Source organism: Salinilacustrithrix flava (assembly GCF_041228405.1).
In the GTDB taxonomy this organism is placed as follows: Bacteria; Actinomycetota; Acidimicrobiia; order Acidimicrobiales; family Salinilacustritrichaceae; genus Salinilacustrithrix; species Salinilacustrithrix flava.
Genome location: NZ_CP133888.1, coordinates 1 through 14,126, shown reverse-complemented (window position 1 = coordinate 14,126; position 14,126 = coordinate 1). Strand labels below are relative to the sequence as shown.

Sequence of the window (14,126 nt, the reverse complement as noted above, 5' to 3'; positions counted from 1 at the left end):
TTCGCGTCCGCCTGGTCGGCAACCGACTGGCCCGGACGCATTCGAACGCCCTCCCGGCACCGCATCTGAGGTTGAACAGCCATGGCCGTCCCCAAGAAGAAGACCTCCAAGGCGAAGGGCCGCAGCCGTCAGGCCGCGAACTGGCGTCTCAGCCGCCCGTCGCGCAGCCTCTGCCCGCGCTGCGGCGTCGTCAAGGTCCCCCACGTCGTCTGCCCCAACTGCGGGTGGTACCACGGTCGCCAGGCCGTGGATGTGGACTGATCACGCCCTAGATGCTCCCCATCGCCATCGATGCCAACGGCGGCGACAGGTCGCCGGCGGACATCGTCGAGGGCGCCCGCCAGGCCCGTGACGAGCTCGGCGTGGAGATCCTGCTGGTCGGCACCCCCGAGGTGGCCGACCTGGCCGGCGACCTCCCGCTGCTCGAGGCATCCGAGGTCATCGCCATGGACGCCGATCCGGGCACCAGCGTGCGCCGGATGAAGGACGCCACGCTCGTGCGCGCCGCCGAGGCGGTGCGCGACGGCAAGGCGTCGGCCATGATCTCGGCCGGCAACACCGGCGCCACGATGGCGTCGGCCCTGCTGCGCATGGGCCGGCTCAAGGGCGTGAAGCGGCCGGCGATCGCCACGCCGCTGCCCGTGCCCTCCGGCGGGCACACCGTGCTGCTCGACGCCGGCGCCAACGCCGAGTGCCAGCCCGACTGGCTGGTGCAGTTCGCCCAGATGGGCGCCGCCTACGCCCGCGCCCGCTACGACGTGGCCGAGCCGCGGGTCGGCCTGCTGTCCATCGGCGAGGAGCCCGGCAAGGGCGACACGCTGCGCAAGGAGACCTACGAGCTGCTCGCGGTCGACGGCGTGCTCGCCGCGGCCGGCGGCACCTTCATCGGCAACGTCGAGGGCCGGGACATCCTCACCGACGCCGTCGACGTGGTCGTGACCGACGGCTTCACCGGCAACGTGGCGCTCAAGTCCCTCGAAGGCGGGATGAAGGGGCTGGTGAACCGGCTCCTCGAGGCCTTCGACACCAACGACGAGACGCGTGCCGCCGCTGACGTCCTCATGCCCGAGCTGCTGCCGCTCTACGCCACCCTCGACCCGGAGAACACGGGCGGGGCCATGCTGCTCGGCGTCGACGGGGTGTGCATCATCAGCCACGGGTCCTCGGGTCCGACCGCGGTGGTCAACGCCGTCCGCGTCGCCCGCGACATGGTGGCCGGCAACGTCCCGGCGCACCTCGCCGCCTCGGTCGCCTGACCGTCGCGCATACCCGCTGACCTGGGCGTTCAGGCGTCATCCGGGGCTTTTCCGCCCCTTCCGGCTATGGTGGCCGATCGCCAGAGAAGCTTCCGACCAGGAGGGGCACCCGTTGCCCGCAGAGACCCACGTGGAGGGCGACAAGATGGATCGCAACGAGGTCCTGACCCTCATCCGAGATCGCCTCGCTGACATCCTCGAGATCGAGCCCGACTCCATCAAGGAGGGCGACAGCTTCGTCGACGACCTCGACGCAGACTCCCTCGCCCTGATCGAGCTGGTGGAGGGCCTCGAGGAGGAGATCGGTGAGCGCACGGTCGGCTTCCGGATCGAGGACGAAGACCTCGAGGACCTGAAGACCGTCCGGGACGCCGTCGACTACGTCGTCGCGCGCCTCTGATCGGTACCCGGTCCGGATCCGTGGCGACTGCGCCCGGCGGCACGCACCGCCCGACGCTGCTCGGACGCGATCGGCTCCTCGACGCGCTCGGCTACGCGCCAGCCGACGAAGCGCTGCTGGCCCAGGCCTTCGCGCACCGGTCCTGGTGCGCGGAGCACGCCGAGTACGAGAGCAACGAGCGCCTCGAGTTCCTGGGCGACTCCGTCCTGGGCTTCCTCGTCGCCGACCACGTGTACCGGACCGACGCCGCCCTCGACGAGGGGGCCCTCACCGACGTGCGCAAGGCGGTCGTGAACTCGGTCTGCCTGGCCGAGGTCGCCATCGAGCTCGGCCTCGGCGAGCACCTGCGGCTCGGCAAGGGCGAGGAGCAGTCCGGGGGTCGCGAGAAGCCCTCGATCCTGGCCGACGCCATGGAGGCCGTGCTCGGGGCCGTCTACCTCGACGGCGGCCTGGATCCCGCCCGGCGCCTGGTGCTCGACCTGCTGGGTGATCGCATCCAGTCGGCGATCGATGCCGGCGGCGGCGACCAGGACCACAAGAGCCGCCTCCAGGAGCGCCTCGCCACCGTCACCACCGCCACGGCCACCTATGCCTTCGACGCCACCGGCCCGGACCACGCTCGGCACTTCACCGTCACGGTGAGCGCCGGCGGGCACGAGCTCGGCGTGGGCACCGGCCGATCCAAGAAGCAAGCCGAGCAGCAGGCGGCCCGTGCCGCCCTGGAGCTGCTCGGCGACGACGGCACCGGCTACCCCGGCGCCCCCGATGCCCTGGGAGGGCCCACAGATGGCTGAACTGCCTGAGGTCGAGACGCTGCGCCGACAGCTCGAGCGCGACGTGGTGGGGCGCAAGGTGAAGACCGTCGACGTGCACGACACCAAGGTCATCCCGCGCCACAGCACGAAGAAGCAGTTCGCCGGGATGCTCGAGGGGGCCAAGCTCAAGTCCCTCATCCGGCGCGGGACGTTCCTGATCTTCACCCTCGACACCGGCGACCGCCTCATCGTGCGCCCCGGCCTCGGCGGCCAGCTGCGAAAGACCGCGTCCAAGGACGACCTCGCCGACGGCACGGCCGTGGTGCTGACCTTCACCCAGGGCGGCCAGCTCCGCTACATCGACCCCCGCCGCACCGGCGAGCTGTGGATCCTCACGCCTGAGCAGGTGGCCGAGGGCGTCGACGAGATCGAGCTGCTCGGCTACGACGTGGTCGACCAGCCCGTGCCGTGGGCCGACTTCGCCAAGCTCGTGCTGCAGCGCTCCGTGAAGCTGAAGACCCTGCTGACCGACGAGGACCTGCTCACCGGCATCGGCAACGTCTACTCCGACGAGATCCTCTACGACGCCGGCCTGCGCTACGACCGGCTGAGCGACTCGCTGTCGGTGCAGGAGGTCCGCCGCCTCTACCGGAGCGTGGTGGAGATCCTCCACGACGCCATCAAGCACGGGGGCACCACGCTCGCCGACGACGGCTGGCACGACCTCCACGGCGACGTGGGCGGCTACACCGGCCACCACCAGGTGCACGCCCGCGACGGCGAGCCCTGCCGGCGCTGCCGCGACGTGATCTCCAAGGCCAAGTTCGGCGGCAAGACCACCTGGTTCTGCGAGCAGTGCCAGACTTGAGATGAAGGTTGGTTGAGGTCCGCGTTCGCGCGGAGCCCGACCAGTACCGTCACGAGCGGTGTTTCTCAAGAACCTGACGATCAAGGGGTTCAAGTCCTTCGCCGACACGGCGAGCCTTGACCTCGAACCCGGTGTCACGGTCGTGGTCGGCCCCAACGGGTCGGGCAAGTCCAACGTGGTCGACGCGATCGCGTGGGTGCTCGGCGCCCAGGCGCCGTCGTCGGTGCGGTCCCAGAAGATGGACGACGTCATCTTCGCCGGCACGTCCAAGCGCAGCGCGCTCGGTCGGGCCGAGGTGGCCCTGACCCTCGACAACACCGCCGGCCTGCTGCCGATCGACTTCTCCGAGGTCACCATCACCCGCACGCTCTTCCGCACGGGGGAGTCGGAGTACTCGATCAACGGCGTGCCGTGCCGCCTGCTCGACATCCAGGAGCTGCTGTCGGACTCCGGCGTCGGCCGGATGCAGCACGTGATCATCAGCCAGGGCCAGATCGATGCCGTCCTCAACGCCAAGCCCACCGAGCGGCGGCTGATCATCGAGGAGGCCGCCGGCGTCCTCAAGTTCCGCAAGCGCAAGGAGAAGGCCGAGCGCCGCCTGGCCGCCACCGAGGCCAACCTCACCCGCGTCCAGGACCTGCTCCGCGAGGTCCGCCGGGGCCTGCGCCCGCTCGAGCGCCAGGCCGAAGCCGCCCGCCGCCACGGCGACCTGGTGACCGAGCTCGACGCCCTTCGTCGGTTCCTCGCCGGCCGCGAGCTGGCCCGCCTCCGGAGCCGCCTCGACACCACCACCCACGAGCGCGCCGGGCACGCCGGCACCGAGGAGACCCTCCGGGCCCGCCTCCGCGACCTCGATGCGTCGGTGCTCCGCTCCGAAGCCGAGCTCAACGCCATGGGCGGCGCCGACGTCGGCGACGAGCTCACCCGCTACGAGGCACTGCGCGAGCGCGGCCGCGGCATCGCCGCCGTGCTCGCCGAGCGCCAGCGCAGCCTGGCCAAGGAGCGAGAGTCCACCGTCGACGCCGCGCTCATCGCCTCGCTCGAGGCCGACCAGGCCCGCCTGCGCGACGAGCTGGCCACGATCGAGACCACCGCGGCCGAGCTGCTGCCCGAGGCCGAGGAGGTCGACCGGGCCGAGCGCGGCCTGGCCGACGCCCGGGCGACCTTCGAGGACCGCTGGGGTGAGGGCATCGCCTCGCCCTCCGGTGAGGCCGCCGAGGTCCGCGGCCAGCTGGGCGGGCTGCGCCAGGCCGTCAGCCGCTCCCTCGCCGAGCTGGAGCGCACCGACGGCCGCACCGGGTCCCTCGCCGACAAGCGCGACCGCCTCGCCGCCGAGGCCGAGCGCCTCCGCAGCGAGGTCACCGACGCCGAGACCCGCCTGCCCGAGCTCGAGGCCGAGCGCGATCGCCTGCTGGCAGATCGCGCTGCCGCCGAAGCCGAGGTCGAGGACGCCGCCGCCGCGCTGGCCGAGGCCGATGCCGAGCGCCGCTCCTGGTCGGCCCGTGCCGAGGCGCTCGAGCTCGCCCTGGACCAGGCCCGCTCCGCCGCCGGTGCTGAGCGCCTGGCCGAGGTCGACGGCGTGATCGGCACGCTGCTCGACCTGGTCGAGGTCGACGCCGGCTGGGAGGGGGCCTTCGAGGCCGCCGCAGCCGAGGCCCTGTCCGCCGTGGTCGTCGACGGCGCCGGTGCCGCCCGCCAGGCCCTCGCCGCGCTCACCGCCGGCGATGCCACCGGCGCCGTGCTCGCCCTCGGCGTCGACCGCACGGCGCGCACCGCCCCGCCCGTGGGCGAGCCCGTGCGCCGCCACGTCCGCTCCAACCGACCCGGAGTCGACACGCTGCTCGACGCCGTCGTCGGTGCCGCCGTGCGCATCGACGGCGACTGGGCCGCCGGCCTCGACGTCGCCCTCGCCCACCCCGACGCCATCGTCGTCACGGCCGACGGCGCCCGCTTCGGTGCCGGCGCCTGGCGGGTCGGCGGCTCGGCCACCGGCGCCACCGGCGCTGCGCTCGAGGAGGCCCGCACCCGGGTCGAGGCCGCCGCCGAAGCCGTCACCGCCGCCACCGCGGCCCGGGACGCGGCCCGCTCCCGCTTCGCCGAGCTCAAGCGCACCGCCGGCGACGCCCGGCAGGCCGCCGAGCAGACCGCCGCCGCGCTGCGCCGGTCCGCCGACGGGCTCGCCCGCGTCGAGCAGCAGGCCACCGAGGCCGCCGAGGAGCTCGACGGACAGTCCGGCGTGCGCACCGAGGTCGAGCAGCGCCTGCGCACCGAGCGCGACCGCGTCGCCGAGCTCGAGGCCATGCTGCCCGCCCTCGAAGCCGAGGAGGCCGCCGCCGCCGAAGCGGCCCGGGCCATGACCGAGGCCCGTGCTGCCCTCGACGACCGGGCTGCCGCGGTGGCCACGTTGCGCTCCGACCTCGAGATCCGCGTCGCCCAGGTCGAGGAGCGGCGCACGTCGTTGCAGGCCCGCCTCGTCGAGGTCGACGCCCGGGTCGCCCGGAACCAGCAGGCCGCCCAGGAGGCCGCCGTGCGCCGCGAGGCCCTCGACGTGCGGGCCAAGGCCCTCGACGGCCTCGCTGCGGCGTGCCAGGCGTCGCTGGCCGAGGTCGAGGACAGCCTCGTGGGGCTGCGGGCCAAGCGCCAGGAGCAGTCGGAGGCCCAGCGGGCCGTGGCCGTCGCACTCGACGGGCTGCGCCGCGAGCGCGTCCAGGTCGAGAAGCAGCTCAACGAGGTGCGCGAGCGCATCCAGCGGGCCGACCTGGAGCTCAACGAGATCAACCTGCGCATCGAGACCTCGGTCGAGACCATGCGCCGCGACCTCGACGTCGACCCCGAGACCGCCATCGCCGCCGAGTGCCCCGAGCTGCCCGAGAACGTCGCCCCCGCGGCGCGGTCCCGGGAGCTCGAGCGCGAGCTGCGCCTCATGGGCCCGATCAACCCCCTCGCCCTCGAGGAGTACGAGGCGCTCCAGGAGCGCCACGAGTTCCTCCAGGGCCAGCTCGACGACGTCAAGGGCAGCCGCCGGGAGCTCTCGAAGGTCATCCGCGCCATCGACGAGGAGATCGTCAACGTCTTCGCCGCCGCCTTCGCCGACGTGTCGCAGAACTTCACCCAGCTGTTCTCCACCCTCTTCCCCGGCGGCACCGGCTCGATCAAGCTCACCGACCCCGAGGACCTGCTCGAGACCGGCATCGAGGTCGAGGCCAAGCCGTCGGGCAAGAACGTCCGCAAGCTGTCGCTGCTGTCGGGCGGGGAGCGCTCGCTCACCGCGCTGGCGTTCCTCTTCGCCGTGTTCCGCTCCCGGCCGTCGCCCTTCTACGTGATGGACGAGGTCGAGGCCGCCCTCGACGACGTGAACCTGCACCGCTTCCTCGAGCTCGTCGCCGAGTTCCGCCGCGAGGCCCAGCTCGTCATCGTGTCGCACCAGAAGCGGACCATGGAGGCGGCAGACATCCTCTACGGCGTCACCATGTCGCCGGGGGGCTCGTCCAAGGTCGTGTCCGAGCGGGGCGCAGCCAAGCACGCAGGCGCCGCCTAGCTTCCACGTGCGATGCTCGTCCCCTGTTCGTCGACGAATCGGGGGTCTGGTCGTGAAGGAGCTCGTGTACCACCGCCTGCTGCTGCCGGCAGTCGAGCGCTACGGCGACCGGGAGGTGATCATCGACGGTGACCACCGCGGCACGCTCGCCGAGCACCTCGATCGCACGACGAAGCTGGCGTCGGCGTTGCGCACCGAGCTGGGGGTGGGTCCCGGCGATCGCTTCGCCATCATGGCCACCAACAGCCACCAGTACCTGGAGCTGTACCACGCCGCCTTCCTGGGCGCCGGCATCGTCAACCCGCTGAACCTGCGGCTCGCCCCGACCGAGCTCGAGTTCATCCTGAAGGACTCGGGCACCAAGGTCGTCTTCGTCGACTTCCTCTTCGCCAACAACATCGACATGATCCGCGAGGCGGCCGGCATCGAGAAGGTGGTGCTGATCGGGCCCGACGTGGACTCGCCCCACGACCTGAAGTACGAGGACCTCCTGGCCGCCGGCGAGCCGGTGGTCCCCGAGGAGCCCGAGGAGGACGACCCCGTCGTGCTCATGTACACGGGCGGCACCACCGGTCTGCCCAAGGGCGTGCTGCTCGACCAGCGGGCCGAGATGCTGAACCTGTACCACGTGATCATGGCGGTGGGCATCGACGAGCAGTCCACGTACCTGCACCAGACCCCGATGTTCCACGCCGCGTCGATGGGTGGGCTGCTCGGCATCCCCGCATCCGGCGCCCGCTCGGTCTTCCTCCCCCTGTTCGACCCCGAGAAGGTCATGGACATCATCGAGGAGCACGGCGTCGACTGGACCGTGATGGTGCCCACGATGGTCGGCATGGTGCTGCGGCACCCGGCGTTCCGGCCAGAGCGGCTGGCCTCGCTCCGCAAGCTGACCTACGGCGCGTCCCCCATGCCCGAGGCGATCCTCGACCGGCTGCTGGAGCTGTACCCGCACCTCGAGCTGAGCCAGGGCTACGGCATGACGGAGGCGTCCGCGGTCCTCACCTTCCTGGATGCGGACGACCACCGGCGCGGCGGCGATGTCCTCCGGTCGGCCGGTCGCCCTGTCCCCGGGGTGGTGCTGAGCGTCCAGGACGACGACGGCAACCTGTTGCCCTCGGGGGAGACCGGGGAGATCTGCGCCCGGGCGGGGAACTTCATGCGGGAGTACTGGAACCGCCCCGAGGAGACCGCTCAGGCGTTCCGGGGCGGCTGGTACCACACCGGCGATGCCGGCCACATCGACGGCGAGGGGTTCGTCTACCTGGTCGACCGGGTCAAGGACATGATCGTCACCGGCGGCGAGAACGTGTACTCCTCCGAGGTCGAGGACGCGATCGGCAGCCACCCAGAGGTCGACCAGGTCGCGGTCATCGGGATCCCGAGCGAGAAGTGGGGCGAGGCGGTCCACGCCATCGTCGTGCGGATCGAGGGGTCCTCGGTCGAGGCGGACGAGCTGATCGCCCACGCCCGTGAGCACATCGCCGGGTACAAGGTGCCCAAGTCCATCGACTTCCGCGACGAGCCGCTGCCCCTGTCGGGCGCGATGAAGGTCCTCAAGCGCGAGCTGCGCGCCCCGTACTGGGAGGGGCACGGCCGCAACGTGGGCTGACCGACCCCGGACGCGCCGCACCGCCGCTGGGAGCAGCGGCGGTGCGGCGCGTCAGGTGGAGGACGCTCAGCGTCGAGCGGTTGCGTTCTTGCGGCCGGTGACGGCGTTGTAGATCAGCAGCACGATGATGGCGCCGATGATCGAGCCGATGATGCCGGCCGGGCCGAGCGTGGTCTCGTCGCCGTCGGTGCCGAACAGCAGGGCGCCGAGGAACCCGCCGACGAAGCTGCCGACGATGCCGAGCACGATGGTCGCGACGATGCTCATGGAGTCGTCGCCCGGTACGAGCGCCCGGGCGATGAAGCCGGCGATCAGGCCGACGATGATGAGACCGATGATGAAGCCGAGCATTGAGGTGGTGCCTCCTGGGTCGTGCCGGCGGCAGGGGGTCGCCGGCGCAGGTCACCCCTTACCCACTGTCAGAGCAGCTTGCTCATCACCTTGGCCTTGAACTTCGTGTACGGCGGGTAGATCAGCGACAGGTCGGGCTTCGTCGGCTTGGTCAGCACCGGCTTCATGTTGGAGAACGCGTCGAACCCGGACTTGCCGTGGTAGCGGCCCGAGCCGGCGTCGCCCACGCCGCCGAAGGGCAGGTCGTGGGGGGTGATGTGGAACAGCGTGTGGTTCACGCACACCCCGCCCGAGGAGGTGCGGTCGACCACCGTGCGCGCCGCGGCGTCGTCGTCGGTGAAGACGTAGAGGGCCAGCGGCTTGGGCCGGCCGTTCACGAAGGCGATGGCCTCCTCGAGGTCGTCGACGGCGAGGATCGGCAGGATCGGTCCGAAGATCTCCTCCTGCATGATCGGGCTGTCCGGGTCGGGGTCGACGATGATCGTCGGCGGGAGCTTGCGGGTCGCCTTGTCGACGGCGCCGCCCGTGACGACGGTGCCCCCGTGGCCATCGAGCAGGCCGGCCAGCCGGTCGGCGTGGCGGTCGTTGACGACCTGGGTGAGGTCGGGTGAGGCAGCCGGGTCGGCCCCGTAGAACTCCTCGATCGTCTTCACCAGCTCGTCGACCAGCTCGTCCTTGCGGGTGCGGTCGACCAGCACGTAGTCGGGGGCGATGCAGGTCTGGCCGGCGTTGAGGAACTTGCCCCACGCCATGCGGTGGGCGGTGACGGTGAGGTCGGCGCCGGGGGCGACGATGGCGGGGGACTTGCCGCCCAGCTCCAGCACGGTGGGGGTGAGGTTCTCGGCGGCGGCCCGGGCCACGATCTTGCCCACCGCGGTCGAGCCGGTGAAGAAGATGTGGTCGAAGCGCTGCTCGAGCAGCTTGGTGGACACGTCGGGCCCGCCCTCGAACACGGCGAACGCGTCGGGGTCGAGGTTGTCGCGCAGGACCTGCGACAGCAGCGCCGAGGTCTCGGGCACCATCTCGGACGGCTTGGCCACCACGGCGTTGCCGGCCGCGAAGGCGGCGGCCATCGGCGACACCAGCAGCTGGACCGGGTAGTTCCACGGGGCGATGACCAGTGCCACGCCGAGGGGTTCGGGGACGACCTTGCCCTTGCCGGGCATGTCCTGCAGGCGCAGCTTGGCCTTGCGGGGCTTCATCCAGTCGGCCACGTGCTTGCGCATGTACTTGACCTCGGTCGCGGTGAAGGCGATGTCGGTCGAGTACGCCTCCAGCGTCGGCTTGCCGAAGTCCCGCTGCATGGCGGCGACCAGGTCGTCGCCGTGGTCGTCCAGGACGCGCAGGAGCCCGTCGAGCTGGCGCTGGCGCCACTCGACCGGGCGGGTCCGGCCGCTCTGGAACGTGTGCCGGATCGCCGCGACGGTGCCGGGGATGGAGTCGAGGTCGGTGCGTTCGTCGATGCTCATCGACATCGAACCTACCGAGGCATCAGCAGAGGGCGTCGGCCACGTTGAGCCGTTCGGCCTGTACCGCAGCACCGTTCGGCCACCTACCCTCGCCTGCGGCGGAAGAAGTGAAGTGCTGGGAAGAAGGCAGTGGGATGTACCGAGGTCAGGATCGGCGGCGCCTGACGTGTGCCCCGTCGCGTGATCGCACGCAGGGGTGGCTCGCGATGGCGGCGGTGGTGGTCGCGGTGTCCGCCGTCGCCACGTTGACCGACGAGCACCCGTTGTCTGGTCCGGAGGGACCGCTCGACGATCGTCTGCTGCTCGTCGCTGGTGCGTTCGTCGCGTCGAGCGCAGCGTTCCTGGTGCTGCGGTGGCGGTTGATGCACCACAACACGTCGTTGTGGGGCGCCGCCGCGCTGGTTGGCACGACACTGACCATGGTCGCGTCGGACACCTCGGTCTTCGGTTTCGGCGTCGGGCTGGACCGACACGCGCTCCCCGTCGTTGCGATCGCGACCATGGTCGTTGCCTGGCGCGTCACTCGGGTGCCGGAGATCGACACCGGCGCACGCGCCTGGCATGTGCTCGTCGGCCTCGCTGCTGCGCTCGTGGCAGGGACCGCAGCGCTGCATGCGGTCGGCCTCGGGATGCCGGAGGAGGGTGTTGCCGCCGCGGTCCTTGCTTCGCTTGCGACCGTCGGCTGGTCAGTCATCGCCGGCCTGTGGATCCGCGAGGGACGCCGGCGCAGGGACTGGGGACTGGCATGGGGGAGCGTGCTGTTCATGTCCCTTGCCGGATGGCAAGCAGCTGCCGTCGGTGCAGCATCACCCGGTCGTCCGGTCGGCGTCGCGGGGGCCGTGCTCCTCGTCTTCGGAGCGCTCGCGGCGCTGCGTGGAGGCATCGAGAGTCTTCGGGATGCGGTGGAGGCCCAGGGGCGCGAGCTCCAAGCGACCCGCGAGCGGGTCAACGAGGAGCAGTCGCAGGCCGGACGGGTCAGGGCCGCTGCGGAGGAGCGTGCCCACGAGGCCCGCAACGCGCTCCACGCGGTCGGTGCTGCGATCCAGACGCTCGAGCGATACCACGAGCGCCTGGACGACGAGACCAAGCGCACGCTGTCTGCCGGCGTCACCTCCGAGCTGGCGCGCCTCCAGCGGCTGATCGACCTCGATGAACACCCGGAGCCCGAGCGAGCGTTCCTCCTCCACGAGGTGCTGCACCCAGTCGTCATGGGTGCGGTCGGTGGGGGGCTCCGCGTGGACGTCGGCGTCCCGGACGATCTGGTGGTCGTCGGCCAGCCGCATGCGATCGCCGGCATCGTGCAGAACCTGCTCCTCAACGCCGAGCGCCACGCGGGTGGCCGAGGCGTCTCGGTCCGAGCGCACAGCGACGGTGTCAGAACGGTCGTGCTGGTCTGCGACAGCGGGCCCGGCGTCCCGCCGGCTCACCGCGAGGTCCTCTTCGAACGGAGCCACTGCGGTGAGGGGACCGGTGGTTCGGGCTTCGGGCTGTACGTCAGTCGCCGGCTGGCCCGGGCCCAGGGGGGCGACCTGTGGGTGACGGACCGGCCGGGCGGGGGCGCGGTGTTCGGCTTCGACCTTGCATCAGTCGGCCGGGACGTCGTCGCCGCTGGCGTCGGCGATCAGCCCGACGATCTCAGCGATGCTGGTGGCCGCTGAGTGCTCGTCGAGGTACACGACCACCCCGGCCCGCACGTCGACCACATCTTCGTCGCTGGTGATGAGGACGTCGCAGCCGCCGATCAGCGACCTTCCGTCGAGCACGACGAAGCCGCGGTCGCGCAGGGCGACCGCGAGCGCGTCGTTCAGCAGGCGCGGCTCGAGGGCGAGCGCCACGCTGGGACCTGCGGGGGGTTGCGTCGCAGCGGACACCACGCCAGGTTCGTCCTGCGGCGGGTGCGTGTCATCATCCATTCGGATGAAGTCGACCACACGGTGACGGCGGAGTGATGGGAACGCAGGCTGGGGAGGGCGAGCCGGTTCGCGTGCTCATCGTGGAAGACCACGGCTTGCTGGGCGACAGCCTGGGCGCAGCGCTGTGCTCTGAGGGCTTCGAGGTGCTGCGTCCGGTCACGCTCGACGTGGAGACGGTGCTGGCCGAAGCCGCTGACGCACGACCGCACATGGCGCTGCTCGACTTCCGCCTCGACGGCGACGCGACGGCGCTGCCGATGATCGCCCCGCTGCGCGACGGCGGTGCGAGCGTGGTGATGGTCACCGGCGAGCGTGACCGGCTCCGCCTGGCCGAGTGTGTGGAAGCCGGCGCCATCGGCCTGGTGGACAAGGCCGTGTCCTTCGACGAGCTCCTCGAGGCGGTGCGCCACGTCGCCCGGCTGCGGACGTTGCTCAGCAAGGGCGAGCGGGACGATCTGCTGCGGCTGCTTCGCGAGGCCCGGCTGGCCGACGGTGAGCGCCGGGAGCCCTTCGAGCGACTGACTGCTCGGGAGCAGGCAGTGCTCGGTGCGCTCATGGACGGCCTGAGCGCCGAAGCGATCGCCGAGCGCGACTTCGTCTCGATCGCCACGATCCGCAGCCAGATCCGAGCGATCCTCACAAAGCTCGGCGTGAGCTCGCAGCTGGCCGCCGTGGCGCTGGCTCGCGCTGCCGAGTGGGTGCCACCCGAGGGCTGAATCAGGTTTTCATCAATCCTGACGATGAGCGGCGTGTGCCCGGCGTCGCATGGTGATCGAAGCGGGAGCGGAGCGATGATCCACTGAGCTGACCTGGTCGCCTGGGCTCGGTGGGGAGCGAGTGGCGAAACCGACCTCCTGATGGACACACAGGAGAAACAGATGAACAAGCGCAAGATCGGCCGCCTGGCCGGCTTCGTGGCCGCAGCGGGCATGACCGCTGGCCTCGTCGGCGGAGGCGTTTCCATGACCGGTGCCTACTTCCAGGACACCGAAACCGGCTCCATCCAGGGTTCGACCGGTGAGGTCGACATCAAGATGGCCAGCGGCACCACGCTGAACACCAACTTCGCCAACCTGATGCCAGGCGGCGCCCCGTCCTCGAAGACCTACACGGTGAAGAACGTGGGCACCGAGGCGGTTGACCTCTACGTCGATCTCAGCGCTGGCATGCCTCCGGGCCTGACTGCAGCCGATGCGGCCACCCTTCAGAGCCAGTGCGGGTACCTAACGTTCGCCATCACCGGCGACCTCGGGAGCACGACGCTCGACGCTTGCCAGCTGTTCACCATGGCAGCCGGTGGACCCGTGAAGGTTGCTGACAACGTCGCCGCAAGCACCGCTCGGACGGTGACGGTTGCCGCGAGCCTCGACGAAGATGCCGGCAACGTGTGGGCAAGCCGTTCGGCGTCCGGGACGATCGAGTTGATCGCGACCCAGGACGGTCAGACGCCGACGGTTCAGGCTGACCAGGCCGCCGCCAACGACGACCAGTAGGTCCAGGTCCTAGCTGATGTGGTGGGGGGGGGGCCCACCCCCCCCCCCAGCCACCGTCGTCACAAGCGCAAGATAGCCCACCACGCCTGACGCCACCCCCCGCTCGCGGGCGGGCGCGGCCGCCGGCCCGGGCCACGTCGTCGCCGAGCTGGGCGACGTGCTCGCCGATCCGGTGCGTGACCAGCTCGGGCACCGGCCAGGTGGACAGCAGCTCGAGCTGGTCGCCGCTGCGGCGGATCTCCCAGCCGCTCCGGCGGACGCGGCGACCTGGATCGAGTCGGTTCCCGGTCCCGCCGGACGCCACGACGATGCGGCGCCCGTCGGAGCGCACCTCGGCCCAGTCGCCGCTGCTAGGGTCGTGCCGGCGGACGACGGCGGTCTCGACGAGGGAGATCTCGGTGCGTCCGGCCTGGTCCAGGTCGGCATCGGCGACCGGGATGACCGCAAGCTCCGTGTCCGGCTCGACCGTCG

At 71.3% G+C, this 14,126-nt stretch carries 13 protein-coding genes and 1 pseudogene; 11 read left to right on the top strand and 3 right to left on the bottom strand.

The features are described 5' to 3' along the window. Nucleotides 1-81: 81 nt before the first annotated feature. The 7 genes from rpmF to RGQ06_RS00040 all read left to right on the top strand — a co-directional run bounded on the left by rpmF (nt 82) and on the right by RGQ06_RS00040 (nt 8,429). On the top strand, nt 82-261 hold the full coding sequence (rpmF, locus tag RGQ06_RS00070; RefSeq protein WP_432428160.1) for a 50S ribosomal protein L32: 180 nt from the start codon (nt 82-84) through the stop codon (nt 259-261). 11 nt (nt 262-272) lie between these two features. After that, nucleotides 273-1,256 carry a phosphate acyltransferase PlsX gene (gene plsX / locus RGQ06_RS00065; protein WP_432428159.1) on the top strand — a complete coding sequence of 328 codons (984 nt, stop codon included), beginning with the start codon at nt 273-275 and terminating at the stop codon, nt 1,254-1,256. A 112-nt stretch (nt 1,257-1,368) separates the two neighbouring features. Beyond that, on the top strand, nt 1,369-1,656 hold the full coding sequence (locus RGQ06_RS00060) for an acyl carrier protein (protein WP_432428158.1): 288 nt from the start codon (nt 1,369-1,371) through the stop codon (nt 1,654-1,656). A 20-nt stretch (nt 1,657-1,676) separates the two neighbouring features. Further along, nucleotides 1,677-2,450, top strand: coding sequence for a ribonuclease III (rnc, locus tag RGQ06_RS00055; RefSeq protein WP_432428157.1), 774 nt, complete (start codon nt 1,677-1,679; stop codon nt 2,448-2,450). After that, the gene (mutM, locus tag RGQ06_RS00050; protein WP_432428156.1) at nt 2,443-3,279 is read left to right on the top strand and encodes a DNA-formamidopyrimidine glycosylase; all 837 of its coding nucleotides are present in this window, start codon (nt 2,443-2,445) and stop codon (nt 3,277-3,279) included. The genes rnc and mutM overlap by 8 nt, the downstream gene beginning before the upstream one ends. A 58-nt stretch (nt 3,280-3,337) precedes the next feature. Continuing rightward, nucleotides 3,338-6,817: a chromosome segregation protein SMC gene (smc, locus tag RGQ06_RS00045; protein WP_432428155.1), complete on the top strand. Its 3,480-nt coding sequence runs from the start codon at nt 3,338-3,340 to the stop codon at nt 6,815-6,817. Between the two features lie 52 nt (nt 6,818-6,869). Next, complete coding sequence (locus RGQ06_RS00040) at nt 6,870-8,429, top strand: AMP-binding protein (protein ID WP_432428154.1); 1,560 nt, start codon at nt 6,870-6,872, stop codon at nt 8,427-8,429. Between the two features lie 66 nt (nt 8,430-8,495). Here RGQ06_RS00040 and RGQ06_RS00035 read toward each other — a convergent pair whose 3' ends face one another. Next, a complete protein-coding gene (locus RGQ06_RS00035; protein WP_432428153.1) occupies nt 8,496-8,780 on the bottom strand; it encodes a GlsB/YeaQ/YmgE family stress response membrane protein in 285 nt (94 codons plus the stop codon). 68 nt (nt 8,781-8,848) lie between these two features. Beyond that, the gene (locus RGQ06_RS00030; RefSeq protein ID WP_432428152.1) at nt 8,849-10,249 is read right to left on the bottom strand and encodes an aldehyde dehydrogenase family protein; all 1,401 of its coding nucleotides are present in this window, start codon (nt 10,247-10,249) and stop codon (nt 8,849-8,851) included. Nucleotides 10,250-10,455: 206 nt separating this feature from the next. Between RGQ06_RS00030 and RGQ06_RS00025 the strand changes: the two genes are divergently transcribed. Continuing rightward, nucleotides 10,456-11,907, top strand: coding sequence for a sensor histidine kinase (locus RGQ06_RS00025; protein WP_432428151.1), 1,452 nt, complete (start codon nt 10,456-10,458; stop codon nt 11,905-11,907). Here RGQ06_RS00025 and RGQ06_RS00020 read toward each other — a convergent pair. Continuing rightward, nucleotides 11,833-12,084 carry a hypothetical protein gene (locus RGQ06_RS00020; RefSeq protein ID WP_432428150.1) on the bottom strand — a complete coding sequence of 84 codons (252 nt, stop codon included), beginning with the start codon at nt 12,082-12,084 and terminating at the stop codon, nt 11,833-11,835. The two genes, RGQ06_RS00025 and RGQ06_RS00020, sit on opposite strands and share 75 nt — an antisense overlap. A gap of 149 nt (nt 12,085-12,233) precedes the next feature. Between RGQ06_RS00020 and RGQ06_RS00015 the strand changes: the two genes are divergently transcribed. From RGQ06_RS00015 to RGQ06_RS00005, 3 genes and pseudogenes are all read left to right on the top strand, one after another. Further along, nucleotides 12,234-12,878: a response regulator transcription factor gene (locus RGQ06_RS00015; RefSeq protein WP_432428149.1), complete on the top strand. Its 645-nt coding sequence runs from the start codon at nt 12,234-12,236 to the stop codon at nt 12,876-12,878. Nucleotides 12,879-13,040: 162 nt separating this feature from the next. Continuing rightward, nucleotides 13,041-13,655: a TasA family protein gene (locus RGQ06_RS00010; protein WP_432428148.1), complete on the top strand. Its 615-nt coding sequence runs from the start codon at nt 13,041-13,043 to the stop codon at nt 13,653-13,655. 157 nt (nt 13,656-13,812) lie between these two features. Continuing rightward, a pseudogene (locus RGQ06_RS00005) lies at nt 13,813-14,126 on the top strand (hypothetical protein); the annotation flags it as partial.

What these genes read in the sequence shown, in the direction of transcription:
- RGQ06_RS00025 (WP_432428151.1), top strand. Translation starts at nt 10,456, where the DNA reads ATGGCGGCGGTGGTGGTCGCGGTGTCCGCCGTCGCCACGTTGACCGAC.
- RGQ06_RS00010 (WP_432428148.1), top strand. Translation starts at nt 13,041, where the DNA reads ATGAACAAGCGCAAGATCGGCCGCCTGGCCGGCTTCGTGGCCGCAGCG.
- plsX (WP_432428159.1), top strand. Translation starts at nt 273, where the DNA reads ATGCTCCCCATCGCCATCGATGCCAACGGCGGCGACAGGTCGCCGGCG.
- mutM (WP_432428156.1), top strand. Translation starts at nt 2,443, where the DNA reads ATGGCTGAACTGCCTGAGGTCGAGACGCTGCGCCGACAGCTCGAGCGC.
- RGQ06_RS00035 (WP_432428153.1), bottom strand. Translation starts at nt 8,780, where the DNA reads ATGCTCGGCTTCATCATCGGTCTCATCATCGTCGGCCTGATCGCCGGC.
- RGQ06_RS00030 (WP_432428152.1), bottom strand. Translation starts at nt 10,249, where the DNA reads ATGAGCATCGACGAACGCACCGACCTCGACTCCATCCCCGGCACCGTC.
- rpmF (WP_432428160.1), top strand. Translation starts at nt 82, where the DNA reads ATGGCCGTCCCCAAGAAGAAGACCTCCAAGGCGAAGGGCCGCAGCCGT.